Raw genomic sequence first — 17,469 nt, forward strand, 5'->3', positions numbered from 1 at the left:
AAAAAACTCCTTCTCTAAATCGTATTTATTGATAATACATTGGATTCGTTAGTTACATGCTGCGACTCGTTGACCGGCTGTACGTCAAATCGTTCGCCGTTGGTAACAACACAAACAACGATCGGGTCAAATCCAGCATCCTGAATAGCATGGATATCAAATTTTACTAAAGGCGTTCCCTGAGTCACATGGTCTCCAGCGGAAACGCACGCTTCAAAGCCTGTCCCTTTCATTTGTACGGTATCCAAGCCAATGTGGAACAGAACCTCTGCACCGTTTGACAATTGCATTCCAAGGGCATGTTTTGTTTCAAAAACCGTCGTGATCTCTCCGTTTTCTGGCGCATAAAGTATGCCTTCTTCGGGAATAATTGCAAGACCTTTTCCTACCATTCCGCTAGAAAAGACATCATCTTGAACCTCTGAAAGTGGAATAACCTGGCCTTTTACTGGACTTGATAGCCATTCATTCTGAGCCGTTGTCGATTTTGTTTCGCTTTTTCCTATTGCCTCAGTGTCTTTATACAAGAAAAGTGCTGCTAGAAAAGCTACTACGAAAGATGCACCGAATACTACAAACGCCCAAACTAAATTCATTTTATTATCTGGATCAGCAAACATAGTGATGCTGGCGATTCCCGGTCCAACCAAAGCAAATGCTTTGATTGCAAAAAGTCCCGCTATGGCGCCGCCTATAAAACTAGACCCCATTACTGCCATCAACACTTTTTTATGAAGAATAGTCACCCCATAAAGCGCTGGTTCTGTAATCCCAAACAAAGCCGAAATTCCTGCTGAGATAGCTGTCGAGCGTAGTTTCTTGTCTTTGGTTTTCAAACTAACTGCAAAACAAGCACCAGATTCAGCGATGTTATGTGCTAATGAAGCGGGAAGATATAATAGCTCTGCACCTAGCTCTCCCATGGAAGATACCGCATAGGGGATCATCGCCTTATGCATACCCGTAACAACCATCAATGGCAAAATAGCTGCTAAGATAGCAGTTGCCACCCAACCAATTGTTGAGTACAGAGAGATAATCACGCTTGAGAACACCATTCCAACATTGTACCCCAGTGGCCCTAAAATCAGCAGCCCAACCGGGACTGTTATCAACATGCTCATCATCGGTACGAAGAAAATCCGTATCGCTTTAAAAGAATATTTCGTAAAGAATCTTTCCATCAATGAATAAAATAGAACGGTTAAAATTGCAGGGAACACTTGGGAGGCATAGGCAATATTCTCAATAGTAAAAGAGAAAAGTTTAGCACCCTCCATTAACATCGTCGTCATTTCAGGCAAAATCATCGCCCCAACGATAGAGACTGCAACTAGTTGATTCACCTTTAATTTGTTTGCCGTGGTTATCGCTACCAGAATAGGTAAGAAATACAATGGAGCACCACCAATCAGATTCAATATCTGATATGTCTGACTTTGGTCGCTGAGTAAACCTGTCAATGATGCCAACATCAGTAACGATTTTAAAATTCCGCCACCAGCGATGGCTGGAACTAATGGCTGAAATACAGAAATAACAAAATCAAGCAGAACCGCGCCAATTTTACGGTTCTTTTTAGGAACATCTCCACTGGTTGAAAAAGTATCCCCAACTAATTGGATGACTTCATCATAGACCTCGACAACATCGTTTCCAATGATCACTTGACATTGAACATTTAGACGAACACCAATGACACCTTCTATTGATTCTAGGGCGTCCTTATTGACTTTATTATCGTCCTTTAACGTAAAGCGCAAGCGCGTGGAACAATGTTCAATGTGAGAAATATTTTCTTTGCCGCCTATATTGTTAATAATTTGTTTTGCTGTTTCCCGATAGTTCATCTTTTCTCCTCATTTCATTTTATTTCGTTCTTTGATGGCCACTCAAACAACAAAAAGGCAGGACCAAAATAACCCTTCACTTTGCTTTAAACAAAATGAAGCCTTATTAAGGTCCTGCCTGCATTACCAGTCACATGCCTGTTCGATTTAAAAGTATCTTAGCACACAAAAATGAAAACGTAAACATCTATTTTATTTATTTCTAGAAAAATCGAACTTTTAATAGATCCTATTTTCATTTTGCAGTGTGAGCACATCTTCGTACAGCATCGCAACGTTGCCTTTGTACAGCGACTGCCGGCTTGTCTGTTTGATTTTCTTTGGCAGGAGTGTCCGAATCTCCTCTTCATTAAAACCAATTAGAAGTTTGCGTTCATCGAAAATAATTGGGCGTTTCACCAGTTTAGGGTATTGACTGAGAAGCACCAGTAGTTGATTGAAGGATACGTCTTCAAAATCGATGTTCAGTGATTTGTATGCTTTGGATTTTTTTGAGAGGATTGGATCGACACCGTTTGGGCACAGCGTGATCAATTGCCTCAATTCCTGTTGCGTCAAAGGCTCGTGGTCAATATTTCTCTCAACGTAAGGGATGCCGTACGCCTGAAACCAAGCCCTCGTTTTCCGACAGGATGTACAAGAATTGCCAATTAAAATAGTCACCATCGTGATTCCTCCTTTTTTCTATGATAAAAGAGAAAGCGGAGGATGGATTCTTCTATTTTTATTGAAAAAATAACTAAATTGTAGAAAGCGGCTTATTCCTGACGCAGGTCAAAAATGTGATCGGATAACTGTTTGAACAGCTCTTTCATCTTTTTCGAGGTGATATTTCCATCAATTAAATAGACAATTCTCGTTGTTTCCGGCAAATGGGTTAGCGGACAGTCACTGATAACGATGTCGCACTGATTCATGGCTTTCTTCTTCAACAAGACATTCTTCGTCCCAAAGTGCTGCTCGATCTGGGAGCAAAGGTCGTCGTTGATATAATAATCCCTTGTAAAATTGACACCGATCACGAGCTTCTCTTTCTTTTTATAGCGATCGTAAATATGGATCAAGTCCTCCAGCAGCCCCTGTTCACTTTGCTTCTCCATGAAGGGATAGTCCGTTTTCTTCAAAGACTTGAATTCTTGATAAAAGGCTTCGATCGCCTCTTTTACCTCTTGGTGTTTCTTTTCAGTATAAATAAGGAAACTTGCCATCGTTGTGTTGGGATTGTTTTTACTCAGCACGTCATAATAAACTTGGTTCCGAATAAAATTTAAAGTATACAAAATGCGCTCATTTTCTGGAATGGTCAATTCGAATGCTTTTGAAAAGGTAGCGATCATTTCCTCTGCGTAGCGAAAATAAAGTGTTTTTTCTTGCTGCAGCACAGCGTATTGCTCGGCGTTGACGTCGCTTGTTTCGGTTTTGACACCAGCAGGCGTGACAGGATATTGATCGCCATTCTTGCTTCATCGCTCAATGGAAGATTAGGCTTCAACAGGTCAAAGGTCGGGTGCGTAAACAATTCCACATTCGGGATCTGTTGCAGCTGCCCGTGGAATTTCGCTAAACTCGTAATCGGGAAATTTTTCAAACACAGATGGATCAACAAGTACAGCTTGTCCATCATGCCATTTTCTAGATGTTGCAGTACGTCTTTTTTAACATACAGATTCAGCGTATGAACGGCGTGCTGATAAGACTCGTCGGATGAGTGGATCGTTACATTGGAATGAATATTCCAATAAATGTCGACCAGACAATAATGCAGCTGAAGCTCGTTTCCTTTGATCGTTTTTTTACCTGGCTTTGAAAAGGTGATGGCGATCCCGTAATGAAAAAGAAACGCATTGATGTTTTTCATTCGAGAATAGATGTAGGAAACACTGAAATTGGTTTTCTCACTGATGCTTAAAATAGAATTGGTATCTTTTTTCAGCAGAGATACTAATATCAGGTAATTCGTGGACTGCTCACTTAACTGTAACGAAAGAATATCTGCTTCCAGCTCTTTCATATACAAGGTAAAATTCAGCGTGGAAAGCTGAAACTCTTCAGTTAAATAATCACGGGTAATATAAAAGGGATTATCCGAAAGAAATTGCAGGATCGCTAATTTGATTCGGCTCTTTTTATCTAAAAGATACTTGGTGATAAGTTCTTGACTGTTCATTTGTGTCCGCTCCTTTACGTTTGATTCTATTCTAACGTAACAGAAGAAATTTCAACCAAGATGACGCCTAGCCTAGTTAAAAATGCAAATCAAAAACGGAAATTTCCGGCGGCACGCCAAATCGTGCATGGATCGCAGTCGTTCCCAATCCTGTATTGACATACAATTGGGTGTGATCGCTAAGCTCGTATAGCCCTCGAACATATTTTTCCGCTAAAACATTTTTGACTTGGTAAAACGGCAAACGAACCTGTCCCCCGTGGCTGTGGCCTGCTAAAACAAGCTGGGTATTCGTTCCGACAAATTTGTCGGCTACGTCAGGCTCGTGGGTCAACAATACGGAGTAATCGTAGCGATCACGATAGGACAATGTCGCCTCTACGGAGGGATTCCCCAGCAAAGAATCATCCAACCCGCCGATAAACAGCTTTTTGCCATTGGGCAGCGGCAGTGTTTCGCCGGCATTCGTTAACACTTCAAACCCTCCACGATTCATCACACGTTCATAGATGTGTCCTGCACCGCCGCCATAATCATGATTGCCCCAAACGGCATATTTTCCAACCGTCGCGGTCATTTCTTTTAATTTCTGAATGATTTCCTTTTCATGGGCATACTTCGCGTAATTATCAAATAAGTCTCCGGTAAAGACGATGATATCTGGTTTCTCGCGGTTTACTTTACGGATCACCTTGTCTAAGCGCTTCGTTTCATAACTTTCGGATACTTGAATATCTGAGAGCTGTACCACCTTGAGCGCCTTAGGCTTGGTGCGATCCCCTAAATCCAGCTGATGAACGATCACGATATTAGGCTCGATAGCGAAGGCATAAATCGGCAATGCGAGCACAATCAGTACGACACCAAGGATGATTCTCTTGATCATTTGTTTCACACCTTCCCTTTTTTGACCATCGGACGGACCGATTGGTAATCTTGCAAAATCAATAAAAGTAAAAGCCCTCCAGCTACGATCAACGCAATGGATAAACAGCCGATGATAAGCGTTCGTTTTGTTTTATTTGTCATGCTCATCCCTCCTATGAGTAGAAGGATAAAAAAAAATTATGCAAAACTTGTGCAAAAAAACACCCTTTTCGAAAAAAGGATGTTTTCGTTGATGCTTTAGTTATTTTGTCTCGCTCATTTCGATGGGAAAACGCAGAAGGACACGAAACCATTCGTTGTCTTGCTCCAACTGCAAGGTGCCGCCTAATGCATGGACCGTTTCTTGGACGATCGACAAGCCGAGCCCGGTTCCCGACAGGTGATGATTTCGAGAAGCTTCCCCCACCACAAACGGTTCGAGCAAGTGAGAAAATTGCTCAGGAGTCATTGGCATTGCTTTGTTTTCAACGAGCAGCTGGTAATGAAAGCCGCTTCGTTTTCCCCGCATAATCAGGTGACGGTCAAGGCTGTATTTGATCCCATTTGTCAGCAGGTTGTTCAAAACGATTTGAAGGAGCGGCTCATTGGAAGACACCGTGCAAGGCTCGAGCCGTTCTTCTATCGAAAACTGAGGATCAAGCAAGCGATGTTGTTGCGCTTCTCTTTTTATAACATCTTCAATTACCAGCGGTTCGAAAACCGGTGCTTCGTTCATTTGGCGACTATACGCCAAGAGATTCGTTACCAGCCCACTCATGTCCGATAGTTGCTGATCCATATCCTGAAGGAAGGTGGGATTTCCTATTTCCATCTCTTCTCCATCCACTAGCAGGCGCATGACAGCTAACGGCGTCTTCAATTCATGTGCGAGATTGCCTGAAAAATTCTTCAATCGCTCGTTACGTGCCGCCATTTCCAGCTCATGCTGCTGAAGGGATTGTTTCATACGGGCAATGGCGTGACTCAAGCTGCCTAATTCATTCTCTTCCGACGTGACTTCCTCTTCCGCAAAATCAAGCAATGAAATTTTCCGTGTCGTCTGTTCCAATCGTCGGATCGGCCAAATGATCTGATTCCGCACCAAGAGAACCACCGAACCGAATACTAGCCCTAAAAAAAGCACGGTCGCTGCTATCAGGATCGGCAGTAGTGTACGAATCGCCGAGCTAAAAGCGGGGATACTTGTTCCAATTAAATAAACACGATCCTTTTTTTGAAAGAACAGCGTGTAGAAATCGCTTTTCTGTTTGGTTTGTGCATACAGTCGCTGGACAGAACCGCCCGCCTGTACAGATTGGATCGTTGTCCGATCGACCCAAAAACGATTTAGAGAAATCCCCTCTTTGTCTAAACGAAAGGCCAAATCATTCGTCGCCTCTTCCTCGTGGGCGAATTCTTTAGCCGCTAGATCAATGACCACCACATCAGAAGAGGCGGAGGGGTTCTTTCCTTGCTGGATGCTCTTTTGCGTTTCTTTTACCGGCTGCTCCATTTTCCAATAATAATAGGTCGGGAATCCCCATCGATAAAAGACGGCCAAGAGAACAACGATCATGAAAAAAATCACACTCACTCGAAGGACGAAGGACCGCGTCAGACTATTTTTTCGCTTCTTCAAAACGATACCCGATCCCATAGACAGTCTGAATCCACTCTTTTCCCAGCTTGTCTCGCAGGATACGGATAAAACTGTCTACGGTCCTTTCATCCGTCTCATGATCCATTCCCCAGACAGACAGCAGAATCTGTTCACGACTAAGGGCAGCGCCTTTATTTTGGTAAAGATAATAGAACAACTCGTACTCCTTTTTCGTAAGAGAAAGGTCTTTTCCAGAACACTTGACTCGTTTTTCATTTGCGATAAACACGAGGGGTTGTGTGATATCTTGCTTGACGATCCCTAATAATTTGGCGACACGAACCAATAAAACCTTTGCGTGAAAGGGCTTCGCAAGGTAGTCATCGACACCAGAAGATAACGCCTGTACCTCGTCCTCCGGCAGATTTTTAGCCGTCAGCAGCAAAATTTTGACCGCACGTGTTCGCTTCATTGTCTGCGCCACCTCCAACCCATTCATTTTGGGCATCATCCAATCAAGAACCGCTAAATCAAAGGTTTCTTCATAGAATTTCTCTAAGGCTTCCTCACCGTCCTTTGCCTCCACGACGTCGTAGCCTTCCTTTTCAAAAAACTTGGTCAGCAGCTCCCGCATTTTGTCTTCGTCTTCACCTAATAAAATCTTCATCCCATAAAATCCTCTCTCTCTTTCCACCTAAATCATTGAATACCATCTCGATAAATTTGACAATAGCCTCCGACAGTCTTATCGCATCCCTAAACAATATTTAGAAAAAAATAAAAAGATCTCTCCTCAGAGAAATCTCTTTAAACGAAAACCAGTAGAAAAATTGAGTTGCTAGCTTCTATTACCTTTGAACTGCCTCCTCCTCTGTGAGGGACCTGATTACTCTACAGGGAGTGCCAAGGGCCAATACATTTTCGGGGATAGATTTGGTCACGACACTGCCGGCGCCTATTACAGAATTTTCACCGATCGTTACCCCAGGTAAAACGATGGTGCCGGCACCGATCCAAACATTTTTCTCGATCACGACAGGTAAATTGTATTGTGCTTTTTGAACGCGCAGTGACGGCGACAAGGGATGTGTCCCCGCACACAGTGTGACATTTGGGCCAATCATGACATTGTCGTGGATCTCGATCGTCGTGTCATCCACTAAAGACAACCCAAAATTCGCGTACACCTGTTTTCCAAAGTGCGTATTTTTTCCCCAATTCGCGTGAAAGGGTTGCTCAATGTACGAACCTTGACCAAAGCTTCCTAACAGCGCCTCCAAAATCACCGCTTTTTCTTCCTGTTTACTAGGCAGCGTTTGGTTAAATCGGAAAAGCAAGTCACGATAAAAGGCTTGCTCTTCTTTTAATTCGAAGGACTCGAAATAGGTTTCACCTGAGTCCATTAGCGTCTGAAGCATCGTATCAGTCAAGATTCTTCCCCCCATTTAAGATTTTAGACTGGACAGGTCTTCTTTTCTTTAAGAAAATGCCTATTAAAATAACGATTAGTAAGATACTCAATAATTTGAATGGTGCAAAAAGATTCGTCGTACCGGAAACCAATTGCAGCGTGCTCAAGCCAAAAGGTGCGATAAAGTTCCCAAGATTGCAGCCAATTAAAATAATTGAAGTGGCAGCCGTCATTTTTGCTGGTGAAGCATAGAGATTCAATGAATTATAAATGAAGGGGAAAATCAAACTCCCTGGAATCCCGCTGATAAAATAACCAATCAGCAGCAAGAAAAAATTATTTTCAGAGATCGCGATCAAGAACGTCGCTAACGCCAGCATTGCCAAGCCGAGATACAAGCATTTCTCCCCCAGCAGCCGATTCGCGAAGCCGAATAACGACCCCGTCACGATTCCAATGATCGGCATTACCGCTAAGAACGCCGACGCATTGTACTCTGCCCCTTTGATATCCGTCACCATCGTTGGAAAACGTACCCCGATCGCCACAAACGTCATGACTAAAAACAAGGCGAAGAGGGCTAATAAATAAACAGAAGCTTTAAGTTCTCCCTTTGCGCCCGTTTTCGCTTTTTTGGCTTCTTTGATTTCTGGAACAAAAAGAGTAAATAACACCAAAATCGGAAAGGCAATGAGATAGACACTGAAGGAAACTCTCCAGCCGAAGGTCAGCAACGCCCCCGCAAGAAGCGTCAAGCCAGCATTCCCAATATTTTCAGCAGCGCCGCGATAGCCCAACAGAGAGGCGCGCTCCTCTGGTTCTTCTTGAAATAGTAAATTGATGATTGAGACCGCCAAGGAGTTAAAGAGTCCGAACCCGGCACCTAAAATAAAACGGCTGATCAAGATCGGGACATAGCTGTTTAAGAATAGCGGAGCCAAGCCGCCGCCGAAGCCAACCAGAAGCAAGCCCAATTGAACGGTTCGCTTAGTACCGATTTTCTCAGCAATAAAGCTGGAAAGGACAACAAAAAGGACAACGGCTAGCGCGGGCAACGTTGCGACCAGTTCCACTTGAGTCGTCGTCATTCCCAGTGCGGCTCGCATCTGAGGCAGGGCACCATTGATCGATAGCGCACTCGTCAAAAGAAGCGAGATGGATAAAATAGACAGGCGGGTCATGAGACTGTTTTTATTGATCATTTTCTTCTCCTACTTTCTTCAAATGCAGGGTTGCCGTTTGGAAATCGCCATAAAAATCAGGGACTTGAACACCGAGTGTCATCAGTTCATCGCCAAAATACCGTTGATTTGTTTCTTGGTCTTGATAGCAGCTCGTTTCCTCCAAGCCTGTCAAAAAGACTTCGTGAAATACAGGTTGCGCCGAAGCCAATGTCCGTGCCATCATGACAAACGCCTCGCCTTTATCCTCCGAAACAAACATCCAAGCGGTGACATTTCCTTCGAAAGGACTATTCAGACGATAAAATTCGCCAAATTGAATTAGTGGTCGAATGGCTTGATACTGGGCGACCTGCGCCTTTACGATCGTCTTTTCTTCAACAGACAGCTCTGTCAAATCCAATTCGTAGCCGAAGACGCCGCTCATGGCAACATCTCCTCTGGTTTTCAGTGAGGTGATCCGTCCCGTTTGATGATTCGGAACCGCGGAGACATGGGCCGTCATGGAAGATATCGGGTAAGCTAAACTTGTCCCGTATTGGATTTTCAGTCGTTCCACTGCATCGGTGTTGTCCGTTGGCCAAGATTGCGGCATGTAATAAAGGAACCCTGCATCAAAACGTCCTCCGCCGCCGGAACACCCTTCCCATAGAACATTCGGATAACGGGCGATCAAGTTTTCCATCAATTCATACACTCCGAGAATATGGCGATGCGCCGCTTCTCCTTGATTCTCTGGAGAGAGCTGGATCGAATAAACATCGGACAAACTACGATTCATGTCCCATTTGATATAATCGATCGGCACTTCATCCAAAATGGCGCAGAGTTGTTTTTCAATCGCTTGCCGTACGTCCTTGCGTCCCATATCCAATAAATGCTGATCCCGAGAAGATGAAGGCGTACGATTCGGCTCCTGCATCAAGTAATCTGAATGGGCTTCATAAAGCTTCGAATCTATCGAGATCATTTCCGGCTCAAACCAAACCCCGAATTGCAGCCCTTTATCATGAACATAGTCCGAGATGCCCTTTAATCCGTCCTTCAATTTCCCTTCATACTCGAACCAATCCCCTAAAGAAGAATTGTCTGAATCCCGATGACCAAACCACCCGTCGTCTAAGACAAACATTTCAATACCTAAATCGGCGGCTTCATCCACGATTTCTTCGATTTTTTTGCTGTCAAAATCAAAATACGTCGCTTCCCAATTGTTTACCAAGATCGGGCGCTCTTTCAGTTGATGTCCCCCTCGAGCGACTCGTTCCCGCAGCAGATGATGCAGACTGCCGCTCATGCCGTTCAATCCTCGATCAGAATAGGTCAAAAGAACCTCGGGCGTCTGAAAAACGTCATTGGAAGACAGCGACCATGAAAAATTGTACTCATTGATCCCCGTCAGCACACGGACCTGATCGATTTGATCCTTTTCCAGCTCAAAGGCATGATTGCCGGAGTAAACGAGATGCAGCCCGATCGCTGGGCCGCTGAACTCATTGGTGTCATGGTTGACGAGTGCGATAAAGCTGTTCATCTGATGACTTGAAGCTCCCCGTCGGCTTTCAAAACGCTGAATCCCAGTATGAATGCTTTCCCGTTGGATTTGACGTTCTCGTAAATGCGCCCCTGGCAACGAGATCACTTCGTCGTAGATCCCGTTATTCGTGAGGTCCATCTGCATTGACGCTATTTTTTCTACTACGATCGTTTCCGCCGTTTTATTTAGAACGCGTGTCGATCGAGTCACGACTGGGCGGTCATGATAGATCGTGTAGACTAGTTCTAGATAGATTTCTTGATCTCGGTCCTTAAGAACGACGATCAAGGTCGTTGCTTCGTCGTCACTCTCCACATAAGACTGAGGCAGACCGCTAAGCTCAGGTTTTCCTGCTTCAATACGAAAATCAAAATAACGAAAATCGTGCAGATTCGATCCATTTTCTCGTCGAATCAATGACGCCGGTACACGATAATCCATCGATCCATGGCTAGAATATTCCTGTGGCAACGTGTCTTTTGAGTAAGCCCTTTCAGCATTGCCCGGAACATTTCCAGAAAATCCGCGGTCTCTTCGCAAATATCTTTTATACCCATTATAACGGGTAATTGCCTTGCCAAAATAGAGGTGATTCAGAATTCCGTCCTCTTCAAGTTGAATAATGTAAGATATTTCATTGTTCCGTAGATGAAATACCTGGTTTTCTTGGTCAAACATGACTGCCTTTTGATTCATTTGTGTTTCCTCCTCTTAACTTGTTGTTTACCTTATAATGTTTACTAAACAATTTTGTCAAGAATTATTTCAAAAAAAAGAGAACTTTTTTTTAAGTCCTCTTGATGCTTATTTTTTGGGCACAAAACTTTCACGTACCACTAATTTTGAAGGAAAGGTCATTATGACCGGTTCCTGCCGTTCATCTTCAATTCGTTCTTTTGCCAAACGTACCGCGGCTTTCGCGATTTCTTGGGCGCTGATGTGAACGGTCGTTAAGCTGGGCGTAAGAAATTCAGCAATTTCAATATCGTCAAAGCTGGCGACATCGATCTCCTTGCCCACTGTAATGTTCGCGGACTGTAAGGAACGGTAAACACCGACTGATAGCGGATCGCTGCCGACTAAAAGCGCGGTCGGAAGTTCTTCCTCGGAAGCCAGCCACTCATCCATCAATCGTTTTCCCTCAAGCGGTTCCCACAAGCCGAGTTTTGCTTGCTTTTTCAATCCATTAGCCGACATAAATTCTTGATAGGCTCGGAAACGTTTTTCATTTTCAGTGTAAATTTTTTCACCTGCTTCATTGATCTCAATCGTCACACCGCCAATGTACCCGATCCGTCGATGGCCCTTTTCATAGAAAAGCTGCAACACACGTTTTGTCATTCGTTCGAAGTCCGCATAAACCATGTCCACTTCAAGATTGATATCCGGGTTATCCAGCACGACGATATTTTTATTTTGTTTACTTAACCGTTTCACCGCGCTTTCTGAGACCGTCCCGACAATAATGATCGCCCCCAGCTTGTCAAAGTCTTGCCACGTCTTCGGATTGTCCTCCAAATTATAGACACGATTCAATCCTAAATGGAGACGACGAGCTTCTTGCTCTAAGCCGATCCGCAGACCATTGAAATACGGATCATCCAATTCCTTTTGCCGACTGGTGGTCGTGATCACACCGATCGAAGGCAGCCGACGCTTGATGTATTTACGCTTGTCTATATCGTAATTCAGTTCTTTGATTGCTTGATAAATACGTTCCTTTGTCGAATCGGTAACCGACAATGTTGGATCATTATTCAATACTCTCGAAACGGCTCCCGGACTCACTCCGGCTCGTCTCGCCACATCACGAATTCCTACCATGTATGTTCACCTCGATTGTTTACTAAACAATAACTGGAATTCTAAGATTCGTCAACCGCTTTTAACGATCCATTTAAGCAAAAAAATAAAAAAGCCCCCGGAACTGGCGAGAACGGTGACCAGCTCAAGGAACTTTTCGTTAACTATACTGAGTAATAAATTGGTGAATGGTTTCGGCTACTTCCTCTGCACTCGTTCCGATCGCCGGGTGCCCAGGATTTTCAAAAATCTTAAATTCCCCCTTCACCACTTCACCAACGATTGCTTGGTATTCTCTTTCAATATTTGGACGAATCGTTCCATCCTTCTTGGTTGCTGTTAGAAGCAGCGGGGCCTGTAATATTTGCAGCGAGTCGAAGAACAGCTCTCTTCTGGAAATAATCATTCGCCACAAACAATCGGTGTCTCTTTCGACGACTTCTTTCCAATCGTCTCCAATACACCAATGATAAAATTCGGAGGCCTCTGGATCAGCCATCGTAGAGGAGCGTTCAGCCAGCAACGCTGCATCAAAGCCATCATGGAAGGTGCGGCCGTCAAAACTATCCGCTGTGACTGTCGCGATCAGATCTGGTCTGAGAAATGCTGCATTGATCGCTACCCAGGCACCTCCACTCGTCCCAACAAGGTTCGCTTCCTCGATACCTAAATGTTCCAGCAATGCAATGGTTTGACGCGCCTCCTCTTTCCAGAGCTCTACTGGAAATTTTTTCAAACGATCCGAACGCCCATAACCTAAAAAATCAATCAAGATCACTTGAAAATCCTTATAAAGAGGCAGCATAGGTTTGAACAACTTTGAGGACGAAGTATTTCCATGCAAAAAAACAAGCGGCTTTCCATCTCCTTGTGTTTCATAAAAGATTTTCTTTCCATTATAGCTAAAGAAACTCACTGCGATCCCTCCTTAAAACGTCATACATTTGTTCTAAGTATAACAAGTATCCCGTGAGATAGCAGTGGCTCCTCTGGATAATAACTTTAGATAATATAAAATAAATGGATTGGACATTTACCCCGAACTATGTTTTTTCAGCGAAACAACGCCTTATTGGTCAATGTAAAAGCATTTTTACCCGCTTTTTCTAGTGATTCGACAGCATTTGTTTTATGCTAGAAAAAAGAAAACGAATCGAGGGCTTACGATGGAGATTGGTCAACGCTTAAAAGTACGTCGAAAGGAATTGGACCTGACGCAGGATTATGTTGCTTCCGTTTTAGGAATCACCCGGCAAACCATGTCCAATTGGGAGAACGGACGGAGCTATCCAGATATTGAACGAATCATTCGCTTGTCTGATGTTTATAACTTGTCCTTGGATGAGCTGCTGAAAGGAGATCAAGAAATGGTGAAGCATTTACAGGAAAGTACGGTCGTGAATCACTTTTTAAAAATTTTTATTGCGATGCTTTGTATCAATGGCTTATTGATGGTGGTCCTACTCTTTACACCCTCCATGAGTGACGGCTTTGTTCTATCTATTTTCGCACTGATCGGTATCAATACCCTCAGTCTTTTCTATCTGATCGTCAAAAAAATTTAGGAGGAGTTCTTTATGAATGCTATCGGGATACTTATCATTTTAGGCGTGCTGTTCGTAATTGCCGCTTTCTCGTTGTTTTACTATGTTTTTTCATTGGTCCTATTGGATGCTAAAAGCCGAGGGATCAAAAATCCCAAATTTTGGTCTCTCGTTGCGGCCGGAGGGCAGCACGGTGAAGGGCTGCTGCTGTATCTTTTCAATCGACGAAAGACTGTCAGTAACATGACGGACACCGAGTCGGCGCGCTTTCTTCAGCTTAAAAAGAAAATTTACTATTTAATGGCAGTGGACCTTTTCCTTTTCTTAGCCGCTGTGATTGCCCTCATGCGCTTCACGTAAAAAACGAGCGAATTCAAATCCGCTCGTTTTTTTAGCTCAATGAACGGTCATCCCGCCCAACCTGTCTTTCCTTTTTCTCCAGATCCAGTAAATATTGCTTCCGTTCCAATCCGCCGGCATAGCCCGTCAAGTTTCCATTACTGCCGATCACACGATGGCAAGGGATAGCGATAGCGATCTTGTTTAATCCATTCGCACGTCCTACCGCCCGCACCTTGTTTTTATCCCCTAAACGTATCGCGATTTCTTGATAACTTAGTGTCTCGCCACAGGGGATCGTCTCCAGCATCCGCCATACCTCTTGTTGGAATGGCGAGCCGTCGTAAAACAAGGGCAACGAGAATTCTGTGCGATCCCCAGCAAAATACTCGGTTAATTGACGCGTCACTTCTTGACTGACCACAGTCTGTCCATAGATGATGCGAAAATTGTATTTTTCACGCAATCCCTCGATTTCCTTTTCCAAACCACGTCGGTCTTCAAACTCCAATAAATAGAGATACGCGTCATCGGTCAAACAAAGCATCCGACCGATCGGTGTGGAAATAAAGGAAGCATTCAACGGACGTGCGGTGGTCTTTTTTACGGGATTCCCCATAATTTTAGTAAACGCGTCATTGAACCCGCTGGCCGATTCGTACCCGGCTTCAAACTGTTGATCGATCACTCTGCTGCCGTGATTGATTTCTTTGAAGGCCAGTCCCATTCGTCGTGCCCGTGCATATTGCACGAAGGTCATGTTGTAAATAGTTTTGAATTTACGACGAGCGGTCGCTGAATTCAATCCGATCGCTGAAAAATCTGCTTCCTTCCAACGCTTCTCTGGATGCCGTTCGACTTCATTTACCAACAATTGCACCTCCTCAGGAATCGCTTGAGGAAATGAGAGCGGCTGACAAATTTTACAAGGCCGATAGCCCGACAACAACGCCTCTTCCGCCGATGAATAAAACTCGCAGTTTTCATAGTTAGGCTTTCGTGCAGTGCACGTCGGGTGGCAAAAAATCCCGGTTGTTTTTATTCCGGCAAAGAAGATGCCATCGTATTTTTGGTCTCTGGTTTTTAAAGCTTGGTAATATTCTTCTCGTTTTTTATCTGACGTAATCATGAGTGACGCCCCCCTCTTATGTCTTTTAGTATACGCGCCTGGGCAGATGAATACTTTCGAAAAATGAACAACTATTTCTTTTTTTTGATTTTATAAAATAACTAATTAATTTAATAGAGCATCACTTATAAAATAACTATCTGACATAAAATAACTGTCGTTTGACACCAGAAAAACTCTATCTTATACTTTTAGTTATAAAGGAGCTGGCACGGATGAATCAACAAGAAGCCAATCGACGAATGGAAGAGGAAATTCAATTTTTCCCTTGGTTCGTTCAAAATTATTTTCGTAAAAAAAGCGGCGATCAATACTCTTCCATCACCTTGTACGAGTACGCCAAAGAATACCGACGGTTTTTGAATTGGCTGATTCAAGAAGGCTTTTCATCTGCCGACACGCTTTCGGAAGTCACTTTGGCGGAATTTTCTGCTTTGTGGCCGGAAGATTTGGAGTTTTACAAAGCCCATCTTGTCAAAGCGCCCAAAATTCTGAAAGAATCCACCAAAAAACGCTTGGAGGAAAGCGAGCAATCCCTGCCTTTGCGCCAAAATGCGACGGTCCAACGGGGAGTCACTGCGTTGCGCTCGCTGTTCAACTATTTGAATGAAGCCATTGATCGTCATACAGGAAAACCTTATCTTGAACACAATATGATGGGAAAAGTCGCAAATGTCAAGGATAACAAAACCATGGCTGAGCGTGGCGCGGCCATTGAGAAAAAACTTTTTCTAGATGAAGAAGCCCTCGATTTTCTAGATTTCGTTGACCTGCGGTACATAGAGACATTAGAGACACGGCAAGCCATCACCGCCTTCAAAAAAAATCAGCTCCGTGATCTCGCCATCATTGGACTCTTTCTTGGGACCGGGATGCGTTTATCGGAGCTAGTGAACATGAATGTACAGGATCTCGACCTTCACACGGGAGAAGCACGGGTCTATCGAAAAGGCGGAAAATGGGACATGGTGGTCATTTCTTCAATCGCCATCGACTATTTGACAGAATATCTCGCTCAACGAGAGCAGCTCTATCATCCAGATGAAAATGAAACGGCGCTCTTTTTAACACGTTACCGCGGCAAAGCCAAACGCATCGCCAGCGGTGCGGTGGAAGCCATGGTGGGAAAATATTCAGAAGCCTTTAAAATCAAGATTTCGCCCCATAAACTGCGGCACTCAGTCGCCACACAGCTATACAGCAAAACAAATTCACTGGTCCAAGTCGCAGAACAGCTCGGACAATCAGGCACCTCGGCGACGACTGTCTACACCCATATCGCAGGCAAGAAAAAACGCGATGCGATGAATGATTTGTGGTCGTAAGATGTTGAAATAAGTAAAAAATTTACGATACATTCGAAAACACGAAGGCTTACTATCGCTCGCATAAAAATTTTACGATAACGGTCATTTTACATGAAAAACGGTCCAGCGTGATTTAAAAAACCATGTTGGACCGTTTTCTTACATCTTAAATGTTTTATGTTAAACTCTCGGTTGAATTTCCAGCTAATTCTCTTTTGACTCGTTGAACTGCTTCAAAAAATCATCGAAGGATTGTTGTTGAACCGATAAAAATTGGGATTTTGTTCCTTTAAGTTTTGGGCCTATTTCTTTTTTCTTTCTAGGTTTATTCTTGTCGTTTAAAACGTCTTTCTCTGGATCACTAACTGCACGAATTCCGAGGTCTTCTGCTTTTCGATTATAAATTTTGAGGATGTCTATTTTTATTTTCTTTGTTAATTCGGTGAGCGTATGAAAGTTCGGAGTATAGTAATAAAGATAAAATTCTTTTGCCTCTTTTGGAAAGTGGCTACGCAAGGATAACGTGTACAATTCATCCATGTGCTTTATCTTTATTTTAAAATAAATAGAATCCGTCGAACGTGATTTCTGAGTTCTCACTTCCTGGACCACACTTAGGCTATTCAAAGCTAAGCGTACTTCCCTAGACAGCACTTCATAATATTTCTCAGGTATTTTTCTGTACTTTGTAAAAAACTCGATTTCTTTCCCGTCTATAATCATTGAGCTTCCTT

The 17,469-nt window shown here is 43.5% G+C and carries 18 protein-coding genes; 3 read left to right on the forward strand and 15 right to left on the reverse strand.

Going from position 1 to position 17,469, the window contains the following annotated elements:
- Window positions 1–14: 14 nt before the first annotated feature.
- The 13 genes from A5868_RS16065 to A5868_RS16115 form a co-directional block, all read right to left on the reverse strand.
- The gene (locus tag A5868_RS16065) at window positions 15–1,850 is read right to left on the reverse strand and encodes a beta-glucoside-specific PTS transporter subunit IIABC (RefSeq protein ID WP_086304814.1); all 1,836 of its coding nucleotides are present in this window, start codon (window positions 1,848–1,850) and stop codon (window positions 15–17) included.
- A gap of 219 nt (window positions 1,851–2,069) precedes the next feature.
- Complete coding sequence (locus A5868_RS16070; RefSeq protein ID WP_086304816.1) at window positions 2,070–2,516, reverse strand: Spx/MgsR family RNA polymerase-binding regulatory protein; 447 nt, start codon at window positions 2,514–2,516, stop codon at window positions 2,070–2,072.
- A gap of 92 nt (window positions 2,517–2,608) precedes the next feature.
- The gene (locus A5868_RS19415) at window positions 2,609–3,232 is read right to left on the reverse strand and encodes a hypothetical protein (RefSeq protein ID WP_254908332.1); all 624 of its coding nucleotides are present in this window, start codon (window positions 3,230–3,232) and stop codon (window positions 2,609–2,611) included.
- Window positions 3,184–4,017, reverse strand: coding sequence for a helix-turn-helix domain-containing protein (locus tag A5868_RS19420; protein ID WP_254908333.1), 834 nt, complete (start codon window positions 4,015–4,017; stop codon window positions 3,184–3,186). Before A5868_RS19420 ends, A5868_RS19415 begins: the two co-directional genes overlap by 49 nt.
- Before the next feature lie 76 nt (window positions 4,018–4,093).
- Window positions 4,094–4,903, reverse strand: a complete 810-nt coding sequence (locus A5868_RS16080) for a metallophosphoesterase (protein ID WP_086305404.1) — start codon at window positions 4,901–4,903, stop codon at window positions 4,094–4,096.
- 5 nt (window positions 4,904–4,908) lie between these two features.
- Entirely contained in the window at window positions 4,909–5,046 is a 138-nt protein-coding gene (locus A5868_RS19140) for a hypothetical protein (RefSeq protein WP_176281335.1), read from the reverse strand.
- 100 nt (window positions 5,047–5,146) lie between these two features.
- Entirely contained in the window at window positions 5,147–6,523 is a 1,377-nt protein-coding gene (locus A5868_RS16085) for a sensor histidine kinase (protein WP_254908334.1), read from the reverse strand.
- Window positions 6,504–7,151 carry a response regulator transcription factor gene (locus A5868_RS16090; RefSeq protein ID WP_086304821.1) on the reverse strand — a complete coding sequence of 216 codons (648 nt, stop codon included), beginning with the start codon at window positions 7,149–7,151 and terminating at the stop codon, window positions 6,504–6,506. Before A5868_RS16090 ends, A5868_RS16085 begins: the two co-directional genes overlap by 20 nt.
- Before the next feature lie 181 nt (window positions 7,152–7,332).
- Window positions 7,333–7,914: a sugar O-acetyltransferase gene (locus A5868_RS16095; RefSeq protein ID WP_086304823.1), complete on the reverse strand. Its 582-nt coding sequence runs from the start codon at window positions 7,912–7,914 to the stop codon at window positions 7,333–7,335.
- Window positions 7,907–9,097, reverse strand: coding sequence for an MFS transporter (locus A5868_RS16100; protein WP_086304825.1), 1,191 nt, complete (start codon window positions 9,095–9,097; stop codon window positions 7,907–7,909). Before A5868_RS16100 ends, A5868_RS16095 begins: the two co-directional genes overlap by 8 nt.
- Window positions 9,087–11,309: an alpha-galactosidase gene (locus A5868_RS16105; protein WP_086304827.1), complete on the reverse strand. Its 2,223-nt coding sequence runs from the start codon at window positions 11,307–11,309 to the stop codon at window positions 9,087–9,089. Before A5868_RS16105 ends, A5868_RS16100 begins: the two co-directional genes overlap by 11 nt.
- A gap of 108 nt (window positions 11,310–11,417) precedes the next feature.
- On the reverse strand, window positions 11,418–12,437 hold the full coding sequence (locus A5868_RS16110) for a LacI family DNA-binding transcriptional regulator (protein ID WP_086304829.1): 1,020 nt from the start codon (window positions 12,435–12,437) through the stop codon (window positions 11,418–11,420).
- A 139-nt stretch (window positions 12,438–12,576) separates the two neighbouring features.
- Window positions 12,577–13,332 (reverse strand): alpha/beta fold hydrolase, encoded by a 756-nt coding sequence (locus tag A5868_RS16115; protein WP_086304831.1) that lies wholly within the window; start codon window positions 13,330–13,332, stop codon window positions 12,577–12,579.
- Between the two features lie 250 nt (window positions 13,333–13,582).
- Here A5868_RS16115 and A5868_RS16120 point away from each other — a divergent pair, with 250 nt between their 5' ends.
- Together A5868_RS16120 and A5868_RS16125 are read left to right on the forward strand one after the other, a co-directional pair.
- Window positions 13,583–13,981 carry a helix-turn-helix domain-containing protein gene (locus tag A5868_RS16120; RefSeq protein ID WP_086304833.1) on the forward strand — a complete coding sequence of 133 codons (399 nt, stop codon included), beginning with the start codon at window positions 13,583–13,585 and terminating at the stop codon, window positions 13,979–13,981.
- Between the two features lie 12 nt (window positions 13,982–13,993).
- Complete coding sequence (locus A5868_RS16125) at window positions 13,994–14,320, forward strand: hypothetical protein (RefSeq protein WP_086304835.1); 327 nt, start codon at window positions 13,994–13,996, stop codon at window positions 14,318–14,320.
- 31 nt (window positions 14,321–14,351) lie between these two features.
- Here the strand turns inward: A5868_RS16125 and A5868_RS16130 are convergent, their stop codons facing one another.
- Window positions 14,352–15,428, reverse strand: a complete 1,077-nt coding sequence (locus tag A5868_RS16130) for a bifunctional transcriptional activator/DNA repair enzyme AdaA (protein WP_086304837.1) — start codon at window positions 15,426–15,428, stop codon at window positions 14,352–14,354.
- Between the two features lie 215 nt (window positions 15,429–15,643).
- On the opposite strand from A5868_RS16130, the gene xerS reads away from it, so the two are divergent.
- Entirely contained in the window at window positions 15,644–16,753 is a 1,110-nt protein-coding gene (gene xerS, locus A5868_RS16135) for a tyrosine recombinase XerS (RefSeq protein ID WP_086304839.1), read from the forward strand.
- A gap of 186 nt (window positions 16,754–16,939) precedes the next feature.
- Here the strand turns inward: xerS and A5868_RS19425 are convergent, their stop codons facing one another.
- Complete coding sequence (locus A5868_RS19425) at window positions 16,940–17,275, reverse strand: hypothetical protein (RefSeq protein ID WP_254908335.1); 336 nt, start codon at window positions 17,273–17,275, stop codon at window positions 16,940–16,942.
- Window positions 17,276–17,469: the final 194 nt, after the last annotated feature.

This window comes from Enterococcus sp. 12F9_DIV0723, from assembly GCF_002174375.1.
GTDB classification, from domain to species: Bacteria; Bacillota; Bacilli; order Lactobacillales; family Enterococcaceae; genus Enterococcus_A; species Enterococcus_A gilvus.

What these genes read in the sequence shown, in the direction of transcription:
- xerS (WP_086304839.1), top strand. Translation starts at nt 15,644, where the DNA reads ATGAATCAACAAGAAGCCAATCGACGAATGGAAGAGGAAATTCAATTT.
- A5868_RS16090 (WP_086304821.1), bottom strand. Translation starts at nt 7,151, where the DNA reads ATGAAGATTTTATTAGGTGAAGACGAAGACAAAATGCGGGAGCTGCTG.
- A5868_RS16100 (WP_086304825.1), bottom strand. Translation starts at nt 9,097, where the DNA reads ATGATCAATAAAAACAGTCTCATGACCCGCCTGTCTATTTTATCCATC.
- A5868_RS19140 (WP_176281335.1), bottom strand. Translation starts at nt 5,046, where the DNA reads ATGACAAATAAAACAAAACGAACGCTTATCATCGGCTGTTTATCCATT.
- A5868_RS16080 (WP_086305404.1), bottom strand. Translation starts at nt 4,903, where the DNA reads ATGATCAAGAGAATCATCCTTGGTGTCGTACTGATTGTGCTCGCATTG.
- A5868_RS16105 (WP_086304827.1), bottom strand. Translation starts at nt 11,309, where the DNA reads ATGAATCAAAAGGCAGTCATGTTTGACCAAGAAAACCAGGTATTTCAT.
- A5868_RS16130 (WP_086304837.1), bottom strand. Translation starts at nt 15,428, where the DNA reads ATGATTACGTCAGATAAAAAACGAGAAGAATATTACCAAGCTTTAAAA.
- A5868_RS19425 (WP_254908335.1), bottom strand. Translation starts at nt 17,275, where the DNA reads ATGGATGAATTGTACACGTTATCCTTGCGTAGCCACTTTCCAAAAGAG.
- A5868_RS16070 (WP_086304816.1), bottom strand. Translation starts at nt 2,516, where the DNA reads ATGGTGACTATTTTAATTGGCAATTCTTGTACATCCTGTCGGAAAACG.
- A5868_RS16120 (WP_086304833.1), top strand. Translation starts at nt 13,583, where the DNA reads ATGGAGATTGGTCAACGCTTAAAAGTACGTCGAAAGGAATTGGACCTG.
- A5868_RS16065 (WP_086304814.1), bottom strand. Translation starts at nt 1,850, where the DNA reads ATGAACTATCGGGAAACAGCAAAACAAATTATTAACAATATAGGCGGC.
- A5868_RS19420 (WP_254908333.1), bottom strand. Translation starts at nt 4,017, where the DNA reads ATGAACAGTCAAGAACTTATCACCAAGTATCTTTTAGATAAAAAGAGC.
- A5868_RS16125 (WP_086304835.1), top strand. Translation starts at nt 13,994, where the DNA reads ATGAATGCTATCGGGATACTTATCATTTTAGGCGTGCTGTTCGTAATT.
- A5868_RS16110 (WP_086304829.1), bottom strand. Translation starts at nt 12,437, where the DNA reads ATGGTAGGAATTCGTGATGTGGCGAGACGAGCCGGAGTGAGTCCGGGA.